The 26,251-nt window shown below is 37.2% G+C and carries 24 protein-coding genes; 20 read left to right on the top strand and 4 right to left on the bottom strand.

The genetic code is table 11. From position 1 onward, the window contains the following. Nucleotides 1-68 precede the first annotated feature (68 nt). From K6V43_RS03220 to K6V43_RS03195, 6 genes are all read left to right on the top strand, one after another. Entirely contained in the window at nt 69-1,841 is a 1,773-nt protein-coding gene (locus K6V43_RS03220; RefSeq protein WP_222381623.1) for a glycoside hydrolase family 13 protein, read from the top strand. Beyond that, complete coding sequence (locus tag K6V43_RS03215) at nt 1,825-3,138, top strand: alpha-amylase family glycosyl hydrolase (RefSeq protein WP_222381620.1); 1,314 nt, start codon at nt 1,825-1,827, stop codon at nt 3,136-3,138. Before K6V43_RS03220 ends, K6V43_RS03215 begins: the two co-directional genes overlap by 17 nt. An 89-nt stretch (nt 3,139-3,227) precedes the next feature. Continuing rightward, entirely contained in the window at nt 3,228-5,486 is a 2,259-nt protein-coding gene (locus K6V43_RS03210; RefSeq protein WP_222381618.1) for an alpha-amylase family glycosyl hydrolase, read from the top strand. A 16-nt stretch (nt 5,487-5,502) separates the two neighbouring features. Further along, on the top strand, nt 5,503-6,759 hold the full coding sequence (locus K6V43_RS03205) for an extracellular solute-binding protein (protein WP_222381615.1): 1,257 nt from the start codon (nt 5,503-5,505) through the stop codon (nt 6,757-6,759). Between the two features lie 65 nt (nt 6,760-6,824). Next, the gene (locus K6V43_RS03200) at nt 6,825-8,126 is read left to right on the top strand and encodes a carbohydrate ABC transporter permease (RefSeq protein ID WP_172016281.1); all 1,302 of its coding nucleotides are present in this window, start codon (nt 6,825-6,827) and stop codon (nt 8,124-8,126) included. Further along, nucleotides 8,127-8,984, top strand: coding sequence for a sugar ABC transporter permease (locus K6V43_RS03195; protein ID WP_105126599.1), 858 nt, complete (start codon nt 8,127-8,129; stop codon nt 8,982-8,984). 992 nt (nt 8,985-9,976) lie between these two features. On the opposite strand, the gene K6V43_RS03190 is transcribed toward K6V43_RS03195, so the two are convergent. Then, a complete protein-coding gene (locus K6V43_RS03190; RefSeq protein ID WP_172055202.1) occupies nt 9,977-10,621 on the bottom strand; it encodes an HAD family hydrolase in 645 nt (214 codons plus the stop codon). A 109-nt stretch (nt 10,622-10,730) separates the two neighbouring features. Here K6V43_RS03190 and K6V43_RS03185 point away from each other — a divergent pair, with 109 nt between their 5' ends. After that, complete coding sequence (locus K6V43_RS03185; protein WP_222381613.1) at nt 10,731-11,861, top strand: glycerate kinase family protein; 1,131 nt, start codon at nt 10,731-10,733, stop codon at nt 11,859-11,861. After that, on the top strand, nt 11,849-12,079 hold the full coding sequence (locus tag K6V43_RS03180; protein ID WP_222381611.1) for a hypothetical protein: 231 nt from the start codon (nt 11,849-11,851) through the stop codon (nt 12,077-12,079). The genes K6V43_RS03185 and K6V43_RS03180 overlap by 13 nt, the downstream gene beginning before the upstream one ends. Nucleotides 12,080-12,085: 6 nt before the next feature. Here K6V43_RS03180 and K6V43_RS03175 read toward each other — a convergent pair whose 3' ends face one another. Then, a complete protein-coding gene (locus K6V43_RS03175; RefSeq protein WP_222381609.1) occupies nt 12,086-12,538 on the bottom strand; it encodes a DUF1694 domain-containing protein in 453 nt (150 codons plus the stop codon). A 149-nt stretch (nt 12,539-12,687) separates the two neighbouring features. Here K6V43_RS03175 and eno point away from each other — a divergent pair, with 149 nt between their 5' ends. Both eno and K6V43_RS03165 read left to right on the top strand, forming a co-directional pair. Then, nucleotides 12,688-13,995, top strand: a complete 1,308-nt coding sequence (gene eno / locus K6V43_RS03170) for a surface-displayed alpha-enolase (RefSeq protein WP_024391935.1) — start codon at nt 12,688-12,690, stop codon at nt 13,993-13,995. Between the two features lie 611 nt (nt 13,996-14,606). Then, nucleotides 14,607-15,254, top strand: coding sequence for an HAD family hydrolase (locus K6V43_RS03165; protein ID WP_222381607.1), 648 nt, complete (start codon nt 14,607-14,609; stop codon nt 15,252-15,254). A 23-nt stretch (nt 15,255-15,277) separates the two neighbouring features. On the opposite strand, the gene K6V43_RS03160 is transcribed toward K6V43_RS03165, so the two are convergent. Then, nucleotides 15,278-15,463, bottom strand: a complete 186-nt coding sequence (locus tag K6V43_RS03160) for a hypothetical protein (protein ID WP_024404861.1) — start codon at nt 15,461-15,463, stop codon at nt 15,278-15,280. 66 nt (nt 15,464-15,529) lie between these two features. Beyond that, complete coding sequence (locus tag K6V43_RS03155; protein WP_222381605.1) at nt 15,530-16,531, bottom strand: lactonase family protein; 1,002 nt, start codon at nt 16,529-16,531, stop codon at nt 15,530-15,532. Nucleotides 16,532-16,665: 134 nt separating this feature from the next. Between K6V43_RS03155 and K6V43_RS03150 the strand changes: the two genes are divergently transcribed. From K6V43_RS03150 to K6V43_RS03105, 10 genes are all read left to right on the top strand, one after another. Beyond that, nucleotides 16,666-17,832 carry an AI-2E family transporter gene (locus tag K6V43_RS03150; protein WP_024404863.1) on the top strand — a complete coding sequence of 389 codons (1,167 nt, stop codon included), beginning with the start codon at nt 16,666-16,668 and terminating at the stop codon, nt 17,830-17,832. Beyond that, the gene (locus K6V43_RS03145) at nt 17,822-19,051 is read left to right on the top strand and encodes a tetratricopeptide repeat protein (protein WP_222381603.1); all 1,230 of its coding nucleotides are present in this window, start codon (nt 17,822-17,824) and stop codon (nt 19,049-19,051) included. The genes K6V43_RS03150 and K6V43_RS03145 overlap by 11 nt, the downstream gene beginning before the upstream one ends. 3 nt (nt 19,052-19,054) lie before the next feature. After that, a complete protein-coding gene (gene budA, locus K6V43_RS03140) occupies nt 19,055-19,771 on the top strand; it encodes an acetolactate decarboxylase (RefSeq protein WP_222381601.1) in 717 nt (238 codons plus the stop codon). A gap of 154 nt (nt 19,772-19,925) precedes the next feature. Then, nucleotides 19,926-20,807, top strand: coding sequence for a substrate-binding domain-containing protein (locus K6V43_RS03135; RefSeq protein ID WP_222381598.1), 882 nt, complete (start codon nt 19,926-19,928; stop codon nt 20,805-20,807). A gap of 10 nt (nt 20,808-20,817) precedes the next feature. Continuing rightward, a complete protein-coding gene (pstC, locus tag K6V43_RS03130; protein ID WP_023370889.1) occupies nt 20,818-21,666 on the top strand; it encodes a phosphate ABC transporter permease subunit PstC in 849 nt (282 codons plus the stop codon). Nucleotides 21,667-21,669: 3 nt separating this feature from the next. After that, nucleotides 21,670-22,521 carry a phosphate ABC transporter permease PstA gene (pstA, locus tag K6V43_RS03125; protein ID WP_023370888.1) on the top strand — a complete coding sequence of 284 codons (852 nt, stop codon included), beginning with the start codon at nt 21,670-21,672 and terminating at the stop codon, nt 22,519-22,521. Continuing rightward, complete coding sequence (gene pstB, locus K6V43_RS03120; protein WP_023370886.1) at nt 22,514-23,263, top strand: phosphate ABC transporter ATP-binding protein PstB; 750 nt, start codon at nt 22,514-22,516, stop codon at nt 23,261-23,263. The genes pstA and pstB overlap by 8 nt, the downstream gene beginning before the upstream one ends. Further along, entirely contained in the window at nt 23,263-23,904 is a 642-nt protein-coding gene (gene phoU / locus K6V43_RS03115) for a phosphate signaling complex protein PhoU (RefSeq protein WP_172006789.1), read from the top strand. Before pstB ends, phoU begins: the two co-directional genes overlap by 1 nt. 5 nt (nt 23,905-23,909) lie before the next feature. Next, nucleotides 23,910-24,587 (top strand): winged helix-turn-helix domain-containing protein, encoded by a 678-nt coding sequence (locus K6V43_RS03110; RefSeq protein ID WP_024391925.1) that lies wholly within the window; start codon nt 23,910-23,912, stop codon nt 24,585-24,587. Further along, entirely contained in the window at nt 24,580-26,238 is a 1,659-nt protein-coding gene (locus tag K6V43_RS03105) for an ATP-binding protein (protein ID WP_024404870.1), read from the top strand. The genes K6V43_RS03110 and K6V43_RS03105 overlap by 8 nt, the downstream gene beginning before the upstream one ends. Nucleotides 26,239-26,251 lie beyond the last annotated feature (13 nt).

Raw genomic sequence — 26,251 nt, 5'->3', positions numbered from 1 at the left:
GTTATAATGTAAGCGTACTCATTCCGATTTAACATATTAACATTGTCGATTTCCGAGGAGGTTAGTACATGGACTTATCTTCAATCACTCATAGACCTGACTCTGAATATGCATATCTGTACAAACGTGATGTTATGCATATTAGAATTAAAACTAAAAGAGATGATGTATCTTCGATAATTTTACATTATGGAGATTCTGTAATTTTCTTTGAAGATTCTTATCAATATTCGGAAAAAATGTTCAAAGTGCTAAGTGACTCTTTATTCGATTATTGGGAAATATTTGTACAGGTAGATCATGCCAGAATTCAGTATATTTTTGAAGTTAAAAACGGTTCAGAGAGAATTTTATTTGGTGATAGGGGGCCGGTTCCCTATAGTTTAGATAATCTGAATTTTTTTATGAATGGGTTTAGATTGCCTTATTTCCATGAAATTGACCGTTGTAAGGTTCCTGAATGGGTGAGCGATACAATTTGGTATCAAATTTTTCCAGAACGATTTTGTAATGGTAATGAAGATATTTCACCTCAGGAAGTTAAACCTTGGGACTATTCAATTAAGCCAGGAAATTTTGATTTTTTTGGTGGGGATTTACAAGGTGTACTAGATAAATTAGATTATTTGGTTGATTTAGGAATCACCGGAATTTATTTCTGTCCAATTTTTGAATCTCCAAGTAACCATAAATATGATACATTAGATTATTTTGAAATTGATAAGCATTTCGGTGATAAATCACTTTTTAAAAAATTAATCGAAGAAGCACATAATAGAGGAATCAAGATTATGTTAGATGCTGTATTTAATCATATTGGATATTCCTCGAAACAATGGCAAGATGTTATAGAGAATGGAGAAAATTCTAAGTATAAAGATTGGTTTCATATCCAAAAATTTCCAGTAACTACTAATAATCTAATTAATAATAGAAAGTTGACTTATCATGCTTTTGCCTTTCAAGGAGGAATGCCGAAATTAAATACATCTAACCACGAAGTGAAGAAATATCTTCTTGAAATTGCGACATATTGGGTAAAAAATTTTGATATAGATGCATGGAGATTAGATGTCGCTAATGAAATTGATCATGAATTTTGGAAAGATTTTAGGAAGGCTGTTTTAGCAATTAAACCAAATTTATATATATTGGGTGAGATATGGCATTCATCACAACCATGGTTAAATGGAGACGAGTTTCATGCTGTGATGAATTACCCACTATCTGAAAGCATTAAAGAATATTTTTTAAAACGAAAAAAAAGTGTAGAAAATTTTGTTTCTGATCTTGCTACTCAGTCATTTTATTATAAACGTCAAGTTACTGAAGTAATGTTTAACTTACTAGATTCTCATGACACAGAGAGAATTTTAACAACTGCACAAGGAGAATTATCACGAGTTAAAGCAGCTCTTCTCTTCCTTTTTTTGCAGGTTGGGACTCCATGCATCTATTACGGAACAGAATTGGCGATGATTGGAGGACCGGATCCGGACTGTCGTAGAGTTATGCCATGGGAAAAGTATTCAAATGAAAACGAGTTTTACAAGTTCGTAAAAAAAATTATTACACTTAGAAAAAAATATTCAAATTTGATAACTTTTGGTCATCAAAAAATAGAAATTGTAGATCAGGATGTGATAAGAGTTACTTATTACGATAACGATACGAAATTAATTGCATATTTTAACTCATCAAATTATGATATCTCCATACAACCAAATGGAAGCATAGTTTTATCAGATCGTTTAATAAAATTTGGAAGAGAGTTACTACTTAGTAGAGATGGTCTATTAGTTCAAGTAATAGGAGGAAACTCTAATGCTATTGAAAAATAGTAAATCAATAAATAATTCAATCATATATTCAGTTTTTGTTAGAAATTTTTCTGAGGAAGGAACTTTTAAAGCAGTTGAGGATAAGCTTGATAATCTTAGAGAAATGGGAGTTGATATTATTTGGCTTATGCCATTTTATCCAATCGGGATTAAAAAGAAAAAAGGTAGTTTTGGCTCGCCATATTCAATTCGAAACCATAAAGAAATAGCAAATGAATATGGAACTATTGAAGATTTTAAAAAACTTTGTGATGCTGTGCATGAAAATGGTATGAAAATAATAATTGATATTGTCTTCAATCATACCGCTCTTGACTCAGATTTGGTCAAACAGCATCCAGAATGGTTTTATAAAAAACCAAATGGTGAATTTGGTAATAAAGTTGGTGATTGGACAGATATCATAGATTTGGATTATTCGAATCGGGAATTATGGAGTTATCAAATCGATATTTTGAAATACTGGATTGCGAATGGAGTTGATGGCTTTAGATGTGATGTTGCATCCTTAATACCATTGGACTTTTGGAAGCAAGCTAGTAAAGCAATAAATGAAATAAAACCCGATTGTATTTGGTTGGCCGAAAGTATCGATCATAATTTTATTCGATACATGAGAAGTAAAAACTTGATAGCACATAGTGATGGAGAATTATATGAGGTATTTGATATCACATATGATTATGATATCAGGCATATATTTAATAGCTATTTAAATAACGATATAGCACTAAGTAGGTATGTTGAGGCTATTCAGATGCAAGAAGCAATCTATCCAAGTGATTACATTAAAATGAGATTTTTGGAAAACCATGACCAGCCTCGCATAGCAAGTTTAGTAACCAGTAAAAAAGGTTTACTAGGCTGGACAGCAGTTTCGTTATTTTTAAAAGGGTGCACCTTGATTTATAATGGACAAGAAGTAGGTTCTGAACATTTACCAAATTTGTTCGAAAAAGATGTTATCGATTTTACCGAGTCGGGTACTAATCTGTGGTTTTTTCTTAGGCAGTTAAAACATTTACGTGATGAAATTCCAGAAGAATCAGTATGTGAGTTGGTTCCAATTGATACACTTGATATTCTAATAATAAAATATTATCACAATGATTTTGTTACGATGTTGTTTGCATCATTAAAAGGAAAAGCGGGTGTTATTGATGTAGAGCTCCAAGATGGTAATTATATTAACAAAATAGATGGTAGTGTCATTGCAGTACACGATAATAAGATTAATTGTCGTAGAGATCCAATAATTTTAACAACAAACAAATTTTTGAAGAAAGGTGGAAAATAATATGACTTAATTGCAATTATGTAGGTTATTTTAGATAGAGTAGTAAATTGTATAGTTGTGAGTATTATGTATATTTAATAGGAGAATGTATGAATACTAAGTTATGTAAACTTGTTAAACTAACTGCAGCATCATTATTACTGTCATCCACTTTTTTACCAGGATATACTGGAATAGTCAGTGCATCTGAGTTAACTTCAATTGGTCCTGTAACTTCGAAAGATACGATATACCAAATAATTACGGACAGATTTGTTGATGGTAATAAAGATAATAATATACCTACAGGGTTTGACCAGTCATTATTTGATGGCAGTGGTAGCGATTTAAAATTATATCAAGGAGGTGATTGGCAAGGAATTATTGATAAAATTCCGTATTTGAAAGGTATGGGGATTACTGCTGTATGGATTTCCGCTCCATATTCTAATCGTGATGATGAGATAATTGATTATCAAGCTGATGGGTCACTTAATCGTTGGACTAGTTTTCATGGATATCATGTTAGAAATTATTTTGCAACGAACAAACATTTTGGTACTTTAAATGAGTTTAAGGAATTAAGGGACGAATTACACAAAAATGATATTAAATTGATAATTGACTTTGTAACGAATCATACAAGTAGATCTCAAAATCCAACTGCAAATTTTCAATCTGAAGATGGAAAACTTTATGAGCCAGATAAAATGTCAAATGGAGAATATGCATTTGATGGCAATGGTGAACCATATGATTTCAACAACGATGGAATAATTGAGAATTTAATAGCTGATCCTAACAATGACATAAATGGATGGTTTCATAATTTTGGAGATCGAGCTGGGGATGAAAGCAGGTGGGCATATCGGAATAAAGATTTGGGTTCCTTAGCAGATTTCTCACAAGAAAATCAAGAAGTTGTTTCCTATTTAGAAAATGCCACGAATTTTTGGGTAAATTTAGGAATAGATGGCTTACGACATGATGCTACGCTCCATATGAATCCAGCTTTTGTTAAAGGCTTAAAAGATAGTGTTTCTACGATTAATACAATTACACATTTTGGTGAATACTTTATTGGACGTCCTGATTTAAAATATGGTGATTACATTAATTTTCCTAAGCAAACTGGTGTAAACAATTTGGATTTTGAAATGTATAGATCGTTGACTTCAACTTTCGGTGATTTCTCAAAGCCAATGTCTGATTTTGCCAACATGTTGAGTTATACTCAGAAAGATTACGAATATGAAAACCAAGCCGTAACTTTTATTGATAATCATGATGTAACGAGATTTGGCTATATCCAACAAAATAAAAAAGCTTATAATGCAGGTTTAGCAGCATTGTTAATGAGTAGAGGAATTCCAAATATATACTATGGAACAGAGCAATATATTATACCTAGCGATGCAAGTGATGTATCCGGACGTGTATTCTTGGAAACTGAAAGCAGTTTTAATACAGATACTGAGGCTTATCAATTAATTAAAAAAGCGTCAGATTTGAGAATTCATAATGATGCTCTAGCATACGGGGAAACTAACGTTATGTATAGTGATAATGACGTTATTGTATTTGAAAGGAAATTTTTTGATAATATTGTCTTAGTAGCAATAAATAGGCAGCCAGACAAATCCTTTACGATTTCAAATATTCCGACAAACCTTCCGAATGGAGAATACCAAGATGAGTTAAACGGATTGTTGGGTGGTTCAAAAACTTTTGTTGAAGGTGGGGTAATTGGAAACATTGAATTAAGTGGGGGAGAAGTTAGTGTTTGGAGTAAAACAGTTGACAATTACGATACTGTGCAAATTGGTGATGTGACTTCTACAATGGGTAGAGTCGGAAATATGGTATATATCTACGGTAGTGGCTTTGATTCTGCTACATCTGTTCAATTTGATGATATTGAAACACCAATTATTAATAAAACAAATAATCAAATAACAGTAATGGTTCCAGAAGGTGTAGAGCCTGGTTATAATTCTATTACAGTTATAGGTCAGAATGGGATAAGTAATCCATTTGAATATAATGTGTTATCTGGTGATCAAAATCAAATAATTTTCCATGTAAAAGCTGAAACTAAACTTGGAGAAAATATTTATGTAGTCGGTAACATTCCTGAATTAGGAAACTGGGATGTTAATAAAGCTTCTGAGGCTTTTATGACACCAAACTATCCAGATTGGTATTTGCCAGTCAGTGTTCCTGTTGGAAAAGAAATAGAATTTAAATTTATTAAAAAAGATGCAAATGGAAATGTTGTATGGGAAGATAGCATACAAAATAGAAAAGTCACATCATCAGTGGACAGTACTGGTGTAGTTGATACGGACTATTATATTTGGAATCAATAAGAATAGGAGTAAAATAATGAGAAGAAATATTAAAAAAACTGCTACTGTTACATTAATGGCAGCAACTGTTTTATCACTTGTCGCTTGTAAATCAGAAGAAAAAAAAGTAGAGGAATCAACAGAGAATAGTGTATTAACTGTTGCTGTCGATAAACTTTATGTAGACTATATTAATGGAATTAAAGGAGATTTTGAAAAAGAACATAATGTTACTTTAGAAGTAAAAGAAGTTGACCAGAGTGATGTTCTAACTAACCTACCTATTGATGGACCTACTGGTACTTCACCAGATGTAATGATGGCACCATATGATAGAGTAGGAGGGTTAGGATCTGAAGGTCATATTGCAGAAGTTAGCTTGGGGAATGAAGATGAATTTGATGAAACTGTAAAAAGTTTAGTGGAACTTGACGGTGTAGCTTATGGTGAGCCATCTGTTATTGAAACACTTGTTTTGTACTATAACAAGGATAAGGTAAATGAGGAACCGAAAACGTTTGCAGATTTAGAGAAGTTACAAGACAACCCTGAGTTTGATTTTCCAACAGAAGAAGGAACCGCAACTGGTTTCTTGGCGAACTGGACTAATTTTTATTACGCATATGGTTTGACAGCAGGATATGGTGGATATGCATTTGGAAATAATGGAACTGATCCAAGTGATGTTGGTATTGCATCAGGAGATGCTCTTAAAGCCCTAGAATATGCTAAGTCATGGTATGCAATGTGGCCTAAAGGGATGCAAGACATGACCAAAGCAGGTAGTTTTGCATCGGATCAATTTATCCAAGGGAAAGTTGGTGCACTAATCGATGGTCCATGGGTTGCTGCTTCTTTTAAAGAAGCTGGAATTAACTACGGTGTTGCTAAAATCCCTACACTACCGAATGGCAATGAATATAGTCCGTTTGCAGGCGGTAAGGCTTGGGTAATTTCAAATTATTCAAAAAATAAAGAAGTGGCTCAAGATTTTCTTGATTATGTAACAAATAGCGAAAATCAAAAACAATTCTTTGAGGAAACTCAAGAAATACCTGCAAATACTGTTGCACGAGAATTTGCTTCTGAAAAAGGAAATGACTTAACAAAAGCTGTAATCAATCAATTTACTAGTTCAAAACCAATGCCAAATATTCCTCAAATGGCAGAAGTTTGGGAACCTTCAGCATCTATGTACTTTGATGTAGTATCTGGTTCTAAAACTCCTGAAGAAGCATCCGCTGATGCATTAAAAACAATCAAGGATGCAATTGAGCAAAAATACGGTGAATAATAATCGTAATCCTGGGCATTTGATATAAAAGTGCCCAGTTTTTTTATAAGTGTAAGGGGGTAATTATGGAGACTAGAAAAAAACAGAACGAAAAATTTGCATTGTTATTGTCAATAATACCCGGACTTGGTCAATTTTATAACAGGCAGTATGTAAAAGGGACAGCATTGCTTTTATTATTTGGTCTTGAGCTCTTTGAAATAATAACTTTTGGGATTCCGGCACTAATTGGGTTAGTAACATTAGGTTCGACTCCGATGGAAGACCATTCATTGTTTTTATTGATTGAAGGAGCAATTCAAATAATTGTAATTTTTTTAATGATAGCATTTCATTTTTTAAGTATGCTTGATGCAAAACATACTGCCAGTCAAATAAATTTGGGTATTAAAGTACCAACTACTTTAAAAGATACTATACTAAATCTTTATAATAAGGGGTTTGCATATTTATTGATCGTACCTTCTTATTTAGCTATGATATTTGCAATCGTTTTTCCTGTAATTGTCACTCTTTTGATTGCATTTACAAATTACGATTTCAGACATATACCACCAAATAAGTTACTGGACTGGATCGGATTTAAAAATTTTTTAAATATTGTCCAATTGAGCACTTTTAAAAGTGCGTTCACTTCTGTTTTGTCATGGACATTTATTTGGACTATAGTAGCGTCTAGCTTGCAAATAATCATTGGGGTAATAATTGCGATAGTTTACAATCAACCAAATATCAAATTTAAAAGGATTTTTGGAGTTATTTTCTTGTTGCCTTGGGCAGTACCGGGATTTGTTTCAATAATGAGTTTTAGTAATTTTTTTAATGATTCAATTGGTGCGATGAATATGCAAGTATTGCCATTTATAGAAAAAATACTACCATTCATTGATTTTGGATTAATTCCTTGGAAGACTGATCCATTTTGGACAAAAGTAGCAATCATCATGATTCAAGGATGGCTAGGGTTTCCATATATATATGTACTGACTTCAGGTATATTACAATCCATCCCGCAAGATTTGTATGAGGCGGCTACGGTTGATGGAGCAACAGCTTTGCAAAAGTTTAATAATATAACATTACCAATGATATTAACAGTAGCTGCTCCAACGTTTATTTCGCAGTATACTTTTAATTTTAATAATTTTTCAATCATTTATTTATTTAATAACGGAGGACCGAGCAGTGTAGGTGGGGGGGCAGGCTCTACTGATATTTTGATTTCTTGGATTTATAAACTAACGACTCAAAATGCTCCTCAATTCTCGATTGCTGCAGCTGTAACTTTGGTAATATCTTTCATTGTTATTTCTGTATCACTAATCACTTTTAAAAAGTTTAATGCTTTCAATATGGAGGAAAATTAAATGAATAAATCAACTTTTAGATTAGGTATGAAACGCAGGAAAGCATTATCGACAACAGCTACATATTTATTTTTAATACTAGTTTCCATAATAATTTTATTTCCAATTTTGGTTACAATTAGTTCAGCTTTTAAATTCGGAAATAATATTGCTTTCACATTAAATTTAAATTCAAACTGGACATTTAGTAACTTCAATAGACTTTTTCATGAGACAGACTATCTAAATTGGTACAAAAATACTTTAATAGTTGCTTTTTGGACTATGGTTGTACAAGTCTCAATCGTGACACTTACTGGCTATTCATATAGTAGATATCAATTTGTTGGTAAAAAAAATAGTTTACTATTCTTTTTAATCATCCAAATGGTGCCTACGACTGCATCATTAACAGCCTTTTTCGTTGTTGCGTGGCTATTTAATGCATTAAATCAATATTGGTTTTTAATCATGATTTATGTTGGTGCGGGAATTCCGATGAATGCATGGCTGATGAAGGGATATTTCGATACAGTTCCATATGATTTAGATGAATCAGCTAAACTAGATGGAGCTGGACATTTAAAAATATTTTATAGGGTTGTATTACCACTTGTCAAACCAATGATTGCTGTACAAGCGTTATGGGCTTTTATGGGGCCATTTGGTGACTTTATGTTAGCAAAATTTTTACTAAGGAAGCCAGAGTATTATACAGTTGCAATTGGTTTACAAACATTTATCTCTGATTCAAAAAAACAAGAAGTTACACTTTTTGCTTCAGGTGCTATTCTAGTGGCGATTCCAATCTCAATTTTATTCTTCTTTTTGCAAAAAAACTTTGTATCTGGTTTGACTGCAGGAGGAACAAAAGGTTAATTTTTGTTTTTATTTATTTTATGTCAATATTTTTTTGTTCATTAAACTCATTTTGGCTTCTAAGTTTAAGGGTAGATCGATATATAAGGATAATACGAATCACTAGAATGAAATTGAATTGAGAGGCGATTCACTGGCTAAATAATATACTAAGAGTACAAATGTAGCTGGCCACTGCATAAAAAAATTAATAATCCACTTTTAATATTAATTACTGTAAATGTGTGGAAGCATGACAATTCCATTAAATGTACCTTTTATGAATGAATCTATGATAAGATGGACATCAAATTTAATAAAGGTTTCAGTATTCTTCTTTTATCATAAAGAAACAACCACTCGAAAACATTTTTAAAATTGTTTTTGAGTGGTTGTTTAACATTATGTAGTAGAATTCTTTTTGGATAAGTATTGCTTGAGGCTGGGCAGAAAGTCCAGCCTCGCTTCTCAGAGTTTGTGCCAACATCTCAGCGCAGTGGTTGATTGGCAGATTTGTTCGTGTTTCACACTCCAAATCTGACCATTACGACTGTTGCGAACAAAGTTCGCTCCATTTCCAACCTCCAACAGTCACTACTCTGACTTAACGACTGATGCGAACTTTGTTCGCTATATCTCCAGCCTCCAAAGGTTCCCCGAACCTTTGGAGCTATGCGGGGGTGGGAGTTTAAAAGGTCTGGGAGACCTTTTAAAGTGGGAGATATAAGCTGACGGCAGTCAGCTCACATAAATTGAAGTCTGGGGATAGACTGTTTCAGCTCAACAACTAGAAATAAAGACTTGTTGACGAACTCTTTTTAGACTGGTTGAGTTCTTTCCCACTCCCATCGTTGTTTTTGAGAGTGTTGGAAATTCTCCTTTGTAAGAATATTTAATGTTATGATTTATTCATTTGATACCAATTCCCTTAAACAATATCTATTGACAAAAAATTACTACTGAATTTTTATGACAACTGTGTATGGAAAAATATAAAAATTTTGGTAAGTGTATTAACTTAGAAGAAAATCACTCAGTTCAGCTACATTCTTTACAATACAAGTAGCACCTGCTTTTTCAAACTCTTCGATACTTCCATAGCCGTAAAGAACTCCGATGGCAGGAAGTTGGTTCATGTGAGCACCTTCTATATCATGCTCTCTGTCACCGACCATGACTGCAGGTTGAGGAAAATTGCCTAATTGTTTCAGCGCATATGCAATCACATCTGCCTTAGTGATACGACTATTGTCCAGACTTGCTCCCGCAATCACATCAAAAAAATGATCAATTTCAAAATGTTTAAGGATTTGTTTTGCGAATAATTCGGGTTTCGAAGTAGCAATCACAAGGGTTTTGCCGGCAGTCTTTAACTTTTCAAGAAGTGGAACAATTCCAGGATAAAGTTGGTTTTCAAACATTCCCTTTTCTTTAAAATAAATGCGAAAAGCATCGACTGCAGCCTGTGTTTCTTCAGGGTTCAATTGATAGAACTGTGAAAAAGATTCATAGAGTGGTGGTCCGATGAACCGTCTCAAATGATCTGGCTTTGTTTCTTCAATCCCCATTTTTTCGAGTGCAAAGGCAACGGAATTTAAAATGCCTTGACCAGAATCTGTTAATGTTCCATCTAAATCAAATAATATAGTTTGATACATAGCTGCCTCCTTTCTTTCAGTATATCATACTCTTTTAAAATCTGATAAGACTTATTGAAAGCTTCTTTTGGGAATGGTATACTAATAATATAAAGGAGGTTGGTCCACTATGCATATTCTCATAGCGCCAGATTCGTTTAAAGAATCTCTTTCAGCAACACATGTCGCTGAAGCGATTAAACTTGGATTTTCAAAGGTTTATCCTCATGCAAGCTATGACTTACTTCCCTTGGGTGATGGTGGGGAAGGTACAGTTGAGAGTTTGACAGCTGCCTTATCGCTGGTTGTGAAACATACCTATGTTACTGGTCCATTTGGAGACAAAGTCAAGGTTTCCTATGCGATGAAAGATGACCTTGCAGTGTTTGAAATGGCTGCAATAGTTGGCCTTGGCAGTATTCCACACGAAAAAAGAAATCCGCTTTTGCTCAAAACAGAAGGAATTGGAGAGCTAATCGTTGAACTGGTGCAAAATGGAGCTCAGAGAATTTTAATTGGTGTTGGCGGATCTGCTAGTCATGATGGTGGCATTGGTATGGCATCAGGTCTTGGTGTTAGATTTTATGACCGTGATGGAGATGAGGTCGAGGCTATTGGGGCTCATTTGGGAAAGATAGTACGCTATTCAACAGACGAAATGTTGGTGGACTTATCCCAAGTTAGGATTGACTTGGTTACGGATGTGAATAATCCACTTTGTGGGCCTTTGGGTGCAACTTATGTTTTTGCGGGTCAGAAAGGTCTAGCGGCTGAAGAGTTTGAACGGATTGATGAGGAAATGGCTGGGTTTTATAGTAATGTGAATCCCGAAATACTTGCTGTAAGTGGAGCAGGTGCTGGTGGTGGTATGGCTGCAGGATTGGTCCAATTTGCTGGTGCACATATCCAAAAGGGTGTAGATTTTGTCATGGATCAATTGAATTTTGATCACCGAGTTGCTGAGGTTGATCTTGTCATTGTAGGTGAGGGTCGGATGGATGTCCAGAGTCTAGCAGGGAAAACTCCGATAGGAGTGGCTCGACGAACACCAGTTGGAGTTCCTATCATTGCGATATGTGGCAGTCTCAAAGATGACCTACCAGATTTTCCTTTTGAAAATATCTGCGCCGCATTTCCTATCATTGCAAGTGTTGACAGTTTAGAACACACGCTCCAAAATGCAGAAAAAAACCTGATCCGTACAGCAGAACAGGTGGCAAGAGTCATTCAATTAGGAGGAACTGTAAGATGGAATGGATGAAATCAATAGCAATTATCTTATTTATTCTAATTTGTCTTGCAAAGCTGCAAACCCTTGTAAGACTTTCTAAGAATGAAAGAGGGACGGAATCGAATGTATTGAAAGGAAATGGAACTATTTTCTTTTTCAATGAAAAAAATGATATAGGCAGATTGCTAGGAATTCTGTGTTTATTAAGTATAATTATTTGTCTTGTACTTATTTTAGTTCATTGGTAAATCAGTCTATCCAAATAATTTTTTCCAGAAGGAAGTTTTTGTATCTTCCTTTTTTTCTTTTATTAAGAAAATATTTGGAAATACTGATTCTAAGGTAACATCTTCATTATCTACAGCATGGTCAGTATGAAAAATCAAAGCATATGGTGATTGACCAACTTTCTCGTCGATAATAGCTGTAGTAATGCTGTGTGTTTGTGCCATTTTCATCAGCGAAATCTGTTGCTTATCCGATAGAGAGGGGGATAGTTTAAGAAAGAGCGGTTGGTAGTTACTAACTAATTTTTGGCAAATCTGATTAAAGTCTTGAGAGACCTGTTCCTTTGCCAATTCGTCAAAAGTAAGTAGGAGAACAACCCTCTCCCGGTAGGTTCCCATGTACAGACGTTGTTCATCCGGATTTAGACGAGTTTCCCCGGAAGCCTTTCTTAAAATGCTTGTATTTATATCGTTATTCATACTATTAGTATAACATAAAACTATGTAAGAAAAAAGGAAGACGTTTACATTACTTCTTTCTGTAAAAATACCGACTTTTTCTTGAAAAATAACGTATTTTAGGGTATGATAGCAATGTAACAATTTTAAACTCAAAGGAGAGTAATATAATGTCAATTATTACTGATGTTTACGCTCGCGAAGTCCTTGACTCACGCGGTAACCCTACACTTGAAGTTGAAGTTTATACTGAATCAGGTGCTTTCGGACGTGGTATGGTTCCTTCAGGAGCTTCTACTGGTGAGCACGAAGCAGTTGAGCTTCGCGACGGTGACAAATCTCGTTACCTTGGTCTTGGTACTCAAAAAGCTGTTGACAACGTGAACAACGTGATTGCTGACGCTATCATCGGTTTCGACGTTCGTGATCAACAAGCTATCGACCGCGCTATGATCGCTCTTGACGGTACTCCTAACAAAGGTAAATTGGGTGCAAACGCAATTCTTGGTGTTTCTATCGCTGTAGCTCGTGCTGCTGCTGACTACCTTGAAGTGCCACTTTACACTTACCTTGGCGGATTCAATACTAAAGTATTGCCAACTCCAATGATGAACATCATCAACGGTGGTTCTCACTCTGACGCTCCAATCGCATTCCAAGAATTCATGATCGTACCAGTTGGTGCTCCATCATTCAAAGAAGGTCTTCGTTGGGGTGCTGAAGTATTCCACGCTTTGAAAAAAATCTTGAAAGCTCGTGGTTTGGTAACAGCTGTTGGTGACGAAGGTGGTTTCGCTCCTAAATTTGAAGGTACTGAAGATGGCGTTGAAACAATCATCGAAGCTATCGAAGCTGCTGGATACGAAGCTGGCGAAAACGGCATCATGATCGGTTTCGACTGTGCATCATCTGAATTCTTCGACAAAGAACGTAAAGTTTACGATTACACTAAATTCGAAGGTGAAGGCGCTGCTGTTCGTACATCTGCTGAACAAATCGACTACCTTGAAGAATTGGTTAACAAATACCCAATCATCACTATCGAAGATGGTATGGATGAAAACGACTGGGATGGCTGGAAAGCTCTTACTGAGCGTCTTGGCAAACGCGTTCAATTGGTTGGTGACGACTTCTTCGTAACAAACACTGACTACCTTGCACGTGGTATCAAAGAAGGTGCTGCTAACTCAATCCTTATCAAAGTTAACCAAATCGGTACTCTTACTGAAACATTTGAAGCTATCGAAATGGCTAAAGAAGCTGGTTACACTGCCGTTGTATCACACCGTTCAGGTGAAACTGAAGATTCAACAATCGCTGACATCGCAGTTGCAACTAACGCTGGCCAAATCAAAACAGGTTCATTGTCACGTACAGACCGTATTGCTAAATACAACCAATTGCTTCGTATCGAAGATCAATTGGGTGAAGTTGCAGTCTACAAAGGCTTGAACTCATTCTACAACCTTAGAAAATAAATTAGTACAGTGTACTAATTTATCCCCGAGTTAGTATAACGAGGGTTATAGTTAGAACAAGTCCGAAAATATTCGGACTTGTTTTACAATGTCTGGGCGACTGTTTTATTCCCGAGCTAGCATAGCGAGGGTCATAGTAAGAACAAGTCTGGAAATATTAAGACTTGTTCTTCGCGAGGCTGGGCAAAAAGCCTAGCACCACTCTTCAGAGTTCGTGTCAACATCTCAGCGCAGTGGTTGATTGGCAGATTTGTTCGTGTTTTACACTCCAAATCTGACCATTACGACTGTTGCGAACAAAGTTCGCTCCATTTCCAACCTCAAACTGTCTCCCAGACAGTTTGAGCTGTGCGGGGGTGGGAGTGAAACAGTCTGGGAATAGACTGTTTCAGCTCAACAACTTGAAATAAAGACTTGTTGACGAACTCTTTTTTTACTAGTCGAGTTCTTTCTCACGCCCAATTTATCCTCGAGTTAGTATAACGAGGGTTATAATATGGTTCTTTTGGTTTTTCCTAGGGAGTTTTCTTTGCCTTGAAATTGATAAAATGATATTCTAAAAAGACTAATCAACTTAAGTATTCTCATGTTGAAAAGTGATGGAGAATGGAATGATAGAATGGATATTTTTTGATTTGGGTTCAACTCTTTTGGATGAAGAAGATGCTTATGTTCATTATATAAATCAATGTGTGAGGACATTAAACTTACTTGGTTTAAAGGTCACAGTAGAATCTTACAGCGAGAAAATGGAAGAATTTGCTAGTAAGGGGAAAGATCCAATTCGTGCAACTTGGCACTATTTTGCACCTACTGAGCTGCGACCTTTGTGGACAAATAAAGGTGTAAAACTTTATCCTGAAGCAAAGGTAGTTCTTGAAACCTTATCAAAACACTATCAATTAGGGATTATTGCCAATCAATCTGCTACGGTAAGGGCTTTGTTGGAGGAATGGGGAATTGAGTCATACTTTCAACTAATTATCCTCTCTGAAGAAGTCGGACTATCCAAGCCAGATTCAACTATTTTCAAACTTGCCTTGCAAAAAGCAAACACCACAGCAAATAGAGTTGTCTATGTTGGAGATAGGTACGATAATGACATTGTACCAGCTAAATCGCTAGGTATGAGGGCTGTTCGCATATTGACAGGAATGGGAAGATTTGCTGTTGAGGATATGGAGTGGAAGAGTGACTGGCAACTGCATTCAATCCAAGAACTTTCAACCATTTTCAAAGAAAAAAGAAAACTAGACTGAAAATCAGCCTAGTTTTTCCTATCTTAGAACAAGCCTTTTACCTTGTCCAAAATACCATTAACGCCTTCAGAACCTGATAACAAGCCTTTTGCTTGTTCCAAATATTCACCGAAGTTATCTTTGTTTTCCTCGATAAATTGTTTTGCACCGTCAAAGTCTTTGTTTGCGATTAAGTCTTTTACTTGGTTGAAAAGATCCACTGGATTCATGTTGAATTCACCTCCTATGGAACTATTAAACCAAAATTGACTCTATTTCACAACTAAAATGTCTTATTAAAATGTAACGCAGACAGCTTCAGGAACATAGAAATCATGAGATAGCTCTGTTAAACTACCAGTTTCTGTATCTCTCGCAAAGACTGTCGCATTGTCAGAGTCTTGGTGAACGACAATTAAGTGGTTTTCATCAGGACTAAGAGTGAAGTCACGAGGAGTTTTACCATTAGTTGGAACGATTTCAACCAACTCTAAGCTAGCGTCACCGAGGGTTTTGTATACTGCGATAGAGTCGTTGCCACGGTTTGAACCATATACAAATTGACCATCTTTCGTGATACGAATAGCAGCTGTACCATTGAAACCAGTGTGGTCCTCTGGAAGGGTTGAGATGGTTTGCATCAGTTCAAATTGACCCCAGCCATCATAGATGAGTACTTCAATAGTAGAGTTCAGTTCACAGATGAGATAGGCAATTTTTGCAACTGGATGGAAAACGATATGGCGTGGTCCGCTACCCGGTGTAGCTTGATAAGTTGCTACTTTTTCTAATTGTCCTTGATTGTCCACTTTATATGTAACCACTTGGTCACATCCCAAATCACAGGCTACTAGAAATTTATCTGGTGTTAAATCAGAGAAATGAACGTGAGCAGAAGCTTGGTTTTCATGTGGACCAGAGCCCTCGTGCTGTGCAACATCTGCAAGTTCAAGAGAACCATCAGTCAAACGCTTGTAGACCAGCAATTGCCCTTTGTGGTAATTTGAACCATAGACCAAGTCTTTTTCTTCATCAACGGAAACATAGCAAAGTGGTGCACCTTCAGCTACCACGTGATTTAGTGGAGTAAAGTCAGCAGAAAAGGCAGCGACACCACCTTGGCCATTTTCAGACCCTACTGAATAGAGATGACCAGCTTGATCAAAAGCTAGATAGGTAGGATTTGGTTCTTCCGCAACCAATTCTAAATTGCTAAGTTGACCTGAGGTTGCGTCAAATTGTGCTTTATAGATACCTTTTGATTCGCGTTTGGTATACGTACCGAAATAGATCGTCATGGGCTTCTCCTTTTGGAAATGATTGATAAAATTATACCACTTTTTTCTGATAAAGTCGCATAAATTCTGTAGTTGATTATTACAAAATTCTTTTCTACATGATACAATAGATAAAAAGAAAAGGAGTGAGTATCGTGGACGACAAAGATCAAAAATTTAGTTTTAGCTGGTTCTTCCGTTGGTTTTTGAATAATCAAGCCGTTACCATTTTGCTAGTAATCCTATTGACTTTTTTGACCATTCTAGTGTTTAGTAAGATTAGCTTTTTGTTTAGACCGATTGGAAGTTTTCTGGAAATTTTACTATTACCGATGATTCTGACGGGGCTCCTGTATTATTTATTAAATCCAATAGTTGATTGGATGGAGAAACATAATATTTCTCGAACAATCGGCATTTCGATACTGTTTGTATTGATTGCTCTTTTGATTGTTTGGGGACTTGCTGTAGCTATTCCAAGTATTCAAGTACAAGTTACATCATTTGCACAAAATCTTCCTTCAAATATTCAAAAAATCGAAGGGAGTGTAACGGGCTTATTACAAGATCAGCGGTTTGAACAATTCAGGCCAACTGCATTGGAAGTCTTAAATAAAGTGAATGATCAAATAGTGACTTTTGCGCAGAAATTTTCTTCAAGTGCTGTTAACTGGGCAAGTAACTTAATTTCGACAGCATCGCAGATTGTTGTAGCTGTACTGATTATGCCATTTATTCTCTTCTATCTTTTACGAGACGGACAATATCTGAAAAAACATATCACTCAATATCTACCGACTAAGTGGAGGGAGCCAATCGGAACAGTTTTATCCGATGTAAATAGTCAATTATCAAATTATGTTCGAGGTCAGGTGACCGTTGCGATTATCGTTGCAATTATGTTCTCTGTCATGTTTTCCATTATTGGGCTTAGCTACCCTATAACCTTAGGGGTGATGGCTGGATTCCTTAATTTAATTCCGTATTTGGGATCATTCTTAGCCATGATTCCAGCAATTATTTTAAGTTTGATTGCAGGTCCAATCATGTTGATTAAAGTCTTGGTTGTCTTTATGATTGAACAGACCATAGAGGGCCGTTTTGTGACTCCACTTATTATTGGTAGCTCACTCAGTATTCACCCGATAACTATTTTGTTTGTACTCCTAACTGCTGGTCAAATGTACGGTGTGCTTGGGGTGCTATTAGGGATTCCAATTTATGCTTCTATCAAGGTTTTGGTGAAAGCAATCTTTGAATGGTACAAAGACCATAGTGCTTTATATAATGAGGAATCTAATGAGGTAAAGAATGAACAATAGTGAAAAAATGGTGGCTTGTATCAGTCAGCAGGATTTAGAGAAAGCCAATAAGTATTTTAAACGAGCATTGGCTGAAGATGATGTAGAGACTTTGTTGTCTCTAGCGGAATATTTGGAGGGAATTGGTTTTTTCCCGCAGGCTAGTCAAATCTATGCTCAAGTGAAAGATGATTTTCCTGAAGTAGGCCTGAATTTGGCTCAAATTGCCTTTGAAGATGGTTTGGTTGAAGAAGCCTTTGCCTATTTGGAGGAAATTCCAGAGGATAGTCCTGTTTATGTGGAGGCTTTGTTGGTCAAGGCGGACCTGTATCAGGCAGAAGGCTTGTCGGATGTGGCGCGTGAAAAAATGTTGGAAGCAAGTTACTTGTCCGATGAGCCGATTATTCTTTTTGGATTGGCTGAATTGGATATGGAATTGGAATTGTTTGACGAGGCCATTTCTTATTATGCACAGCTAGACAATCGTGACATCTATGAACTAACTGGAGTTTCTACCTATCAGAGAATAGGTATTGCCTATGCCAGTTTAGGGAAATTTGAAGCGGCCATTGAATTTTTGGAAAAAGCTGTTGAGTTGGAATACGATGACCAGACTGTTTTTGAATTGGCTGCTCTGCTATTTGAAAGTGAAGAATACCAGAAGGCAAATCTCTACTTTAAGCAACTGGATACGATTAATCCTGATTTTGATGGCTACGAGTATGCCTATGGTCAGTCGCTTCATGCCGAGCATAAGATTGAAGAAGCCTTGGCTATGACGGAAAAAGGCTTGGCGAAAAATGATTTTGATGCCAATCTCTTACTTCAAGCTTCTCAGTATGCCTATGAATTACATGATGAGGCGAGAGCAGAAGACTATCTGCTCCGAGCAAAAGAGGTGGCAGACGACGGGAATGAGCTCGCTTTGCGCTTGTCTAATTTGTATCTTGAGCAGGAACGATTTGAAGAGGTTGTGGCTTTATTCGATGAAGAGGTTGAGAATGTCTTGGCTCGATGGAATATTGCAAAAGCTTACCAGGCATTGGAGCAGGAAGATGTGGCTATTCAATTGTATGATGAATTGGCCCTTGATCTAGTTGAGAACCCAGAATTTTTGGCTGATTATATAGAAGTGTTGCGCCAACTTGGTCGTTTGGATGAGGCAAAAGAGCAAGCTAGTCGGTATATCCAATTGGTTCCGGATGATTTGGCCATGCAAGAATTTTTGAATGAAGAGTAGGTTATGCAAGTAAATCGATTATTTCAATACAATACCTTAGGTGCCTTGATGGCGGGGCTGTATGGCGGTTCTTTAACGGTTGGTGAATTGTTGGAACATGGTGATTTGGGGTTGGGAACCCTGGATTCCATTGATGGAGAGCTGATTGTTTTAGATGGAAAGGCCTATCAGGCCAAGGGAGCAGGGGAAAAACCAGAAGTGGTTGAAGTTCCAGCTGATATGAAAGTTCCCTATGCGGCGGTTATTTTTCACGAAGCAGAAGTCATTTTCAAACAACGCTTTGAAATGACTAACGATGAATTGCATCAGCGGATTGAGTCATATTATGATGGTGAAAATCTCTTTCGTTCCATCAAAATAAAAGGGACGTTTTCGCATATGCATGTGCGTATGATTCCAAAGTCGGCCTCTGATGTTCGTTTTGCGGAGGTGGCAAGTCGCCAGCCTGAGTATACCGCTGAGAATATTTCAGGTACCATTGTTGGTATTTGGACGCCAGAGATTTTCCATGGTGTCAGTGTGGCTGGCTATCATTTGCATTTTATTTCGGATGATTTGGCCTTCGGTGGTCATGTTATGGATTATGTTATTTCAGAAGGAATGGTGGAAGTGGGACCAGTAGATCAACTAGACCAGCGTTTTCCAATCCAAGACCGCCAGTATCTTTTCGCTAAGTTCAATGCTAAGGAAGTTAGAGAAGATATTGATAAGGCAGAATAGATCTAGCAATTGAGCCTAAAAAGAGAGAAGTTTCTTATTGGAACTACTCTCTTTTTTTATATTTTCTTACAATTTTACAAAAACTTTACAAAAAATAGGCAATATATTTGATAAAGAATTTGTAAAATGTGTTCATAAAGAAAAGGAGTTATCTATGAAACACACATTTCGTTTTGCAAAAATTGCTGCAGTAGGTTTGGCTAGTTTGGGTCTTCTTGCTGCTTGTGGACAATCTTCAACTGATACAGCTGATCAACCAATCACGGTAGTTTCGCGTGAAGAAGGTTCAGGGACTCGTGGTGCCTTTATTGAATTGTTTGGAGTAGAATCCAAAGATGCAAATGGTGAAAAAGTTGATAACACAACAAATCAAGCTATTGTAACAAATTCAACAGCTGTTATGTTACAAACTGTAGCTGGGGACAATACTGCAATCGGTTATGCTTCACTTGGTGCCTTGGATGGAAATAGTAAAACACTTGAGATTGATGGCGTTGCTGCAAGTGTTGATACCATCAAATCTGGTGAATACAAAATTGCCCGTCCTTTCAATATTGTTACACAGGCAAGTGTCTCAGAAACAGCTCAAGACTTTATCAATTTCATTTTAAGTACAGAAGGTCAAGCAGTAGTTGAGAAAGCTGGCTATATTCCTGTCGATGCTCAAGGTGAATACAAGGCTAGTGTTACTTCTGGTAAGGTAACTGTTTCAGGTTCAAGTTCAGTCAACCCAGTGATGGAAAAACTGAAAGAAGCATATCAAAAAGTTAATGCTGGTGTAACTGTTGAAGTTCAGCAAAGTGATTCATCGACAGGTGTTACAAACGCTATTGAAGGTAGTGCAGACATCGGTATGGCTTCACGTGAATTAAAAGATTCTGAAACGTCGGCTGGTGTATCAGCAACAGCGATTGCTATCGATGGCATCGCAGTGATTGTGAACAAGGATAATCCAATTAATGGATTAACAAGTCAAGAAGTACAGGACATCTTTACTGGTAAAGAAACTAAGTGGTCAGCCTTTACTTCAAACTAAGGGGAGTTTCATGCGTCAATTCAGAGAAACCGGTATGCAAGCAGTCTTTTTTCTGGCTGCCTGCATTTCCGTTTTATCAGTTATTTTTATTTGTGCCTTTCTATTTTCAGCAGGTTTACCAGCTATTCAAGAAATTGGATGGGGCAATTTTCTATTTGGTCTAGAGTGGAGACCTTCTAATCAAATTTTTGGTATTTTGCCAATGATTATTGGGTCTGTTTATGTTACTTTTGGTGCCTTACTGATTGGGGTTCCAATTGGTATCTTAACAGCACTCTTTCTTGCTTTCTTTTGTAAGGAAAAATGGTACCCCATTTTTAAACGAGCAGTTAGTTTGATGGCAGGAATTCCCTCAGTTGTATATGGATTCTTCGGTTTGGTAGTTTTAGTGCCATTTGTTCGGAATTATGTTGGTGGGCATGGTATGGGAGTGTTGACGGCATCCATTCTCTTGGGCATCATGATTTTGCCAACCATTATCAGTGTATCCGAAGCATCGCTACGTGCTGTTCCAGAATCTTATTATCAAGGTGGGCTTGCTTTAGGTGCATCGCATGAACGGAGTATTTTTTTCGTCGTTCTACCTGCAGCACGTAGAGGCATTTTAGCCAGCGTCATTTTAGGTTTGGGTCGTGCTATGGGGGAAACAATGGCTGTCATTATGGTAGCCGGTAACCAAGCGTTGATTCCAACTTCCATTACATCAGGTGTACGGACATTGACAACAAACATCGTAATGGAAATGGGATATTCAACTGATTTACATCGTGAAGCCTTGATTGGTACGGCAGTCATCTTGTTTGTATTTATTTTAATCATCAATTTGGCTTTCTATCTCTTATATAAAAAGGAGGACTAAGTAGTGTCATTTTTTAAGAAACAAGATAGTGATGACCGCTTGTCGCTCTTTTTGAGACTGGTAGTCTATCTATCTGCTAGCCTTGCTGGATTAGCAACCGTATTTATTGTGGGCTATATTTTACTGAAAGGGATTCCTTTTCTTAGACCAGAATTATTTTCCTGGACCTATAATAGTGAAAATGTTTCAATGTTACCAGCCTTACTAAATACGATTTTAATGGCTATTTTAGCCTTGTTGATTGCCCTACCCATTGGTATCGGTGCTTCTGTTTACCTAACGGAATATGCTAAGTCAGGTAATCCACTTGTCACAGTTGTTCGGCTGGCAACAGAAACCTTATCCGGAATACCCTCTATTATTTATGGATTGTTTGGAGCGCTCTTCTTTGTAAAATTTTTAAATCTAGGCTTATCGATTATTGCTGGTGCAGCGACGTTAAGTATTATGATTTTACCTTTGATAATGCGTACAACAGAAGAAGCTTTATTATCAGTTGAAGATGGGTATCGTGAAGGTAGTTTCGCACTTGGGGCTGGAAAGTTACGTACAATTTTTCAAGTTGTTCTACCATCAGCCTTGCCTGGTATTTTTTCAGGTGTTGTTTTGGCCTTGGGGCGAGTGATTGGTGAGTCTGCAGCTCTTATCTTCACTGCAGGTACAGTGGCGGAAGTTGCTAAGAGTTTAACAAGTTCAGGACGAACATTGGCTGTACATATGTACTTGATTTCTGGCGAAGGTATTTATGTCAATCAAACCTACGCTACAGCAGTTATTCTCTTGATTCTCGTTATCGTGATGAACCTTTTATCCGAATGGATTGCAAATAAATTAGGAAGAAATAAGCATGAGTAAATTTAGCATTCAGGACTTGGATCTGTATTATGGAGAATTTCAAGCCTTGAAAAATATCAACTTGGATATTCCAAGTAATCAAATCACTGCCTTCATTGGCCCATCTGGTTGTGGTAAGTCAACACTCTTGAAAAGTCTGAACCGGATGAACGATTTAGTGAAAAATTGCCGTATCACTGGTAAAGTATTATTGGACCAGGAAGATATTTATACGGATATGAAAACAACAGTACTTCGTAAAAAAGTGGGAATGGTTTTCCAGAAACCAAATCCTTTCCCGATGAGCATTTATGATAACGTGGCTTACGGTCCTCGAACTCACGGAATTCACAATAAATTAGAGTTGGATAAAATTGTTGAAAAATCATTGCGTCAAGCAGCTATCTGGGATGAGGTAAAAGACCGTCTTAACAAGTCGGCTTTAGGTTTGTCTGGTGGCCAGCAGCAACGTCTCTGCATTGCGCGTGCGCTTGCTATTGAGCCAGAAGTTTTGTTGATGGATGAACCAACCAGTGCTCTTGACCCAATTTCTACAGCTAAAATTGAGGAATTAGTGCTGGAATTGAAAAAAGATTATACCATTATCATGGTGACGCACAACATGCAGCAGGCTTTGAGGGTTTCAGACCAAACAGCTTTCTTCTTGTTGGGTGAAGTTGTGGAATGCAATAAAACCAGCGCTCTCTTCAGTATGCCTGAAGATCCACGTACAGAAGACTACATTACAGGGAGGTTTGGCTAATGCGGTCACGATTCGAAAGTCAGTTAGAAGATTTGCAAAAAGATATGGTCTTTATGGGGGCCCTCTGCGAAGAGATTATCAATCGTTCACTCGAAGGGCTCAATGGTTCTGAAAGTCTCGATCAAGAGCGTATTCAGCAAACCTACCTGCAAATTGAGGAGTTAGAGCGAGATATTGAAGCACGTTGTATTAAATTGCTCTTGCGCCAACAGCCAGTTGCTAGAGACCTACGAACTGTTTCCTCAGCCCTAAAAATGGTGTATGATATGAAACGGATTGGAGCCCAATCCTCTGAAATTGCGGATCTAATCAGCCGTAACACAATTGATTTGGTGGATGAAATTCCTTTGGTTAAAAAAATGGCAGAGCAGGTTACCCAGATGGTTGTTGGTAGTTTGGATGCCTTTGTAAAGGAAAGCGATCGATTAGCACATGAAGTGATTGAAAAAGACGATACAGTTGACCAATATTTTGGTACAATAAAAGAAAAACTAGCCAATTATTTAGGGAACCATTCTGCAAATGGGGACCAGGCCATTGACCTGTTGATGATTGCTAAGTATTTAGAACGCATTGGGGATCACGCTGTAAATATCGCTAAATGGGTTCATTACGCTATCACAGGTCAATTAGAAGGGTAAAATAAATGATCTACTGTGTTGAAGATGATGATGCCATTCGTGAATTAATGATCTATAGCCTCAAGACCGCTGGTTTTGAGGCTAGAGGTTTTGCTGATGCTGAAGCTTTTTGGCCAGTCATTGAACAAGAATTACCAGACTTGGTTTTATTAGATGTAATGATGCCAGGGCAGGATGGAATTTCCATTTTACAGGAACTAAGAAGTCAGTCCTACACACGCGATCTCCCTGTTGTGATGGCAACGGCTAGAGGAACGGAAATCGATAAGGTTCAAAGCCTGGATCTTGGTGCTGATGATTACCTGGTCAAACCCTTTGGAATGATGGAAATGATTTCACGTATTAAGGCTGTTTTACGGCGAAGTCAGCGAAATCAACCATCGGATCTTTGTTGCTTTGGCGATATACAGATGGATGTAGAGCGACATAAAGTATCGGTTAGAAATCGGAAAGTTGAACTGACATTGAAGGAGTTTGAATTGCTCCATTTGCTCCTAAAAGCACCTCAGAAAGTATTTAGTCGTCAAGAATTATTGGACAGGGTTTGGGGACAGGACTTTCTCGGAGAAACCCGTACAGTTGATGTGCATGTTGGAACCTTACGTCAGAAACTGGGGAGTGCAGGTGGGTACATAAAGACTGTTAGAGGTGTTGGTTACCAACTGGAGGAAGAAGATGACTAAGAAAATTTTTCGAACAGTTTTGCTGTCTTCGATGTCCATCTTCTTAGGTACCATTATCCTTATCTTAGGGTATTTATATCACTACTTTACAAATTCACAGTTAGATCAATTAAGGCTCCAAACCAGTCTCATTACACAAGCAGTTGAGGAGGATGGACAGACCTATCTGGATCAAATTGATTTGCAAGATTTGCGTGTTACCTGGATTGCACATGACGGTCAAGTGCTTTATGATTCTGAAAAAGATGTCAAACAATTAGACAACCACAGCAATCGTGAAGAAGTGGTGGAAGCACTCGAAACTGGTTATGGTGAGAGTATTCGACAATCAGCCACTTTAACCCAGCGATTGCTCTATACTTCTCAACGCTTAAATGATGGTACAGTGATTCGCTTAGCTATCGCACAGAAAACGATTGTTGTTTTATTATGGAATTTAGCACCATGGGTTAGTCTACTATTTTTGATTTCTGTTTTTGCAGCAATCCTCCTAGCAAGACTAACCTCAAAAAAACTACTTGCACCTTTAGAAGCAATTGATTTGGATAAACCATTAGACAATGAAGTCTACGCGGAACTCCACCCTTTGCTGAAACGTCTGGATTACCATCAATCACAACTTGCTGAAAAAGAAACCTTATTGCAACAAAAGCAAGATGAGTTTGACACCATTATCTCCAAGATAAGAGAAGGAATGGTTATTGTGGATGCCAAGGGGCATTTGGTTAGTTACAATGGAGCAGCCAGCCAACTACTTGATTTTCAATCTGATGATTTTGGCCAATCCTTGCCTTTCTTTCAACGGAATCTTGGCCTGAAAAGTCTGATGGATACCGTTTTGAATGGGCAAAAAGTGGAGTCCATTTGTGAAATAAAAGATAGTCAGTACAAGGTTATTGCCAGACCTATTTTGACAGACAAACTCCAATCCGGAGCAGTTTTTCTATTTTTTGATGTGACTGAACAATATTATCTTGATAAGTTACGGAGAGAATTCACAGCAACAGTATCACACGAATTGCGGACGCCTTTGCATATTTTATCAGGCTATTCTGAAATTCTCAGGGCTAATGTGGTTTCTCCTGAAAATGTACAATTATTTTCTGAAAAAATTTATCAAGAGTCACAGCGGATGATCCAATTGGTTGAAGATATTCTTCAATTGACGCAACTAGACGAGGGGCGGACAATCAGTAAAGAACCGATCCACTTCAAAGGAGTGATCCAACAGGTGGTTGCTAGTCTACAAGAAAAAGCAGATCAGCGAGGGATCTCATTTCAATTTAATGGGGATGAGGTTGATTTTACCGGCAATCCCGCTCTCATACAATCCATTGTGTATAATTTATGTGACAATGCTATCAAATATAATAGAGATGGTGGTCAGGTCACAATTGATCTATATCAAGATCAAGAACACATTAATCTAGAGGTTCGAGATACCGGCATTGGTATTTCGCAAGCTGATCAGGAACGTATTTTTGAACGTTTTTATCGTGTGGATAAAAGTCGTTCAAAACAAGTGGGGGGGACAGGCCTTGGACTATCAATAGTGAAACATGCCTTACAGGTTCATGGTGCCAGTGTCCAAGTATCTAGTCAACTAGGTCAAGGCACCACAATGACTGTTCACTTTCCAAAAAATGGGTAAACGAAAAGATCCA

It is taken from the genome of Streptococcus suis, assembly GCF_019794615.1.
Classification (GTDB): Bacteria; Bacillota; Bacilli; order Lactobacillales; family Streptococcaceae; genus Streptococcus; species Streptococcus suis_AI.
This window is presented reverse-complemented; position numbering and strand designations above follow the sequence as displayed.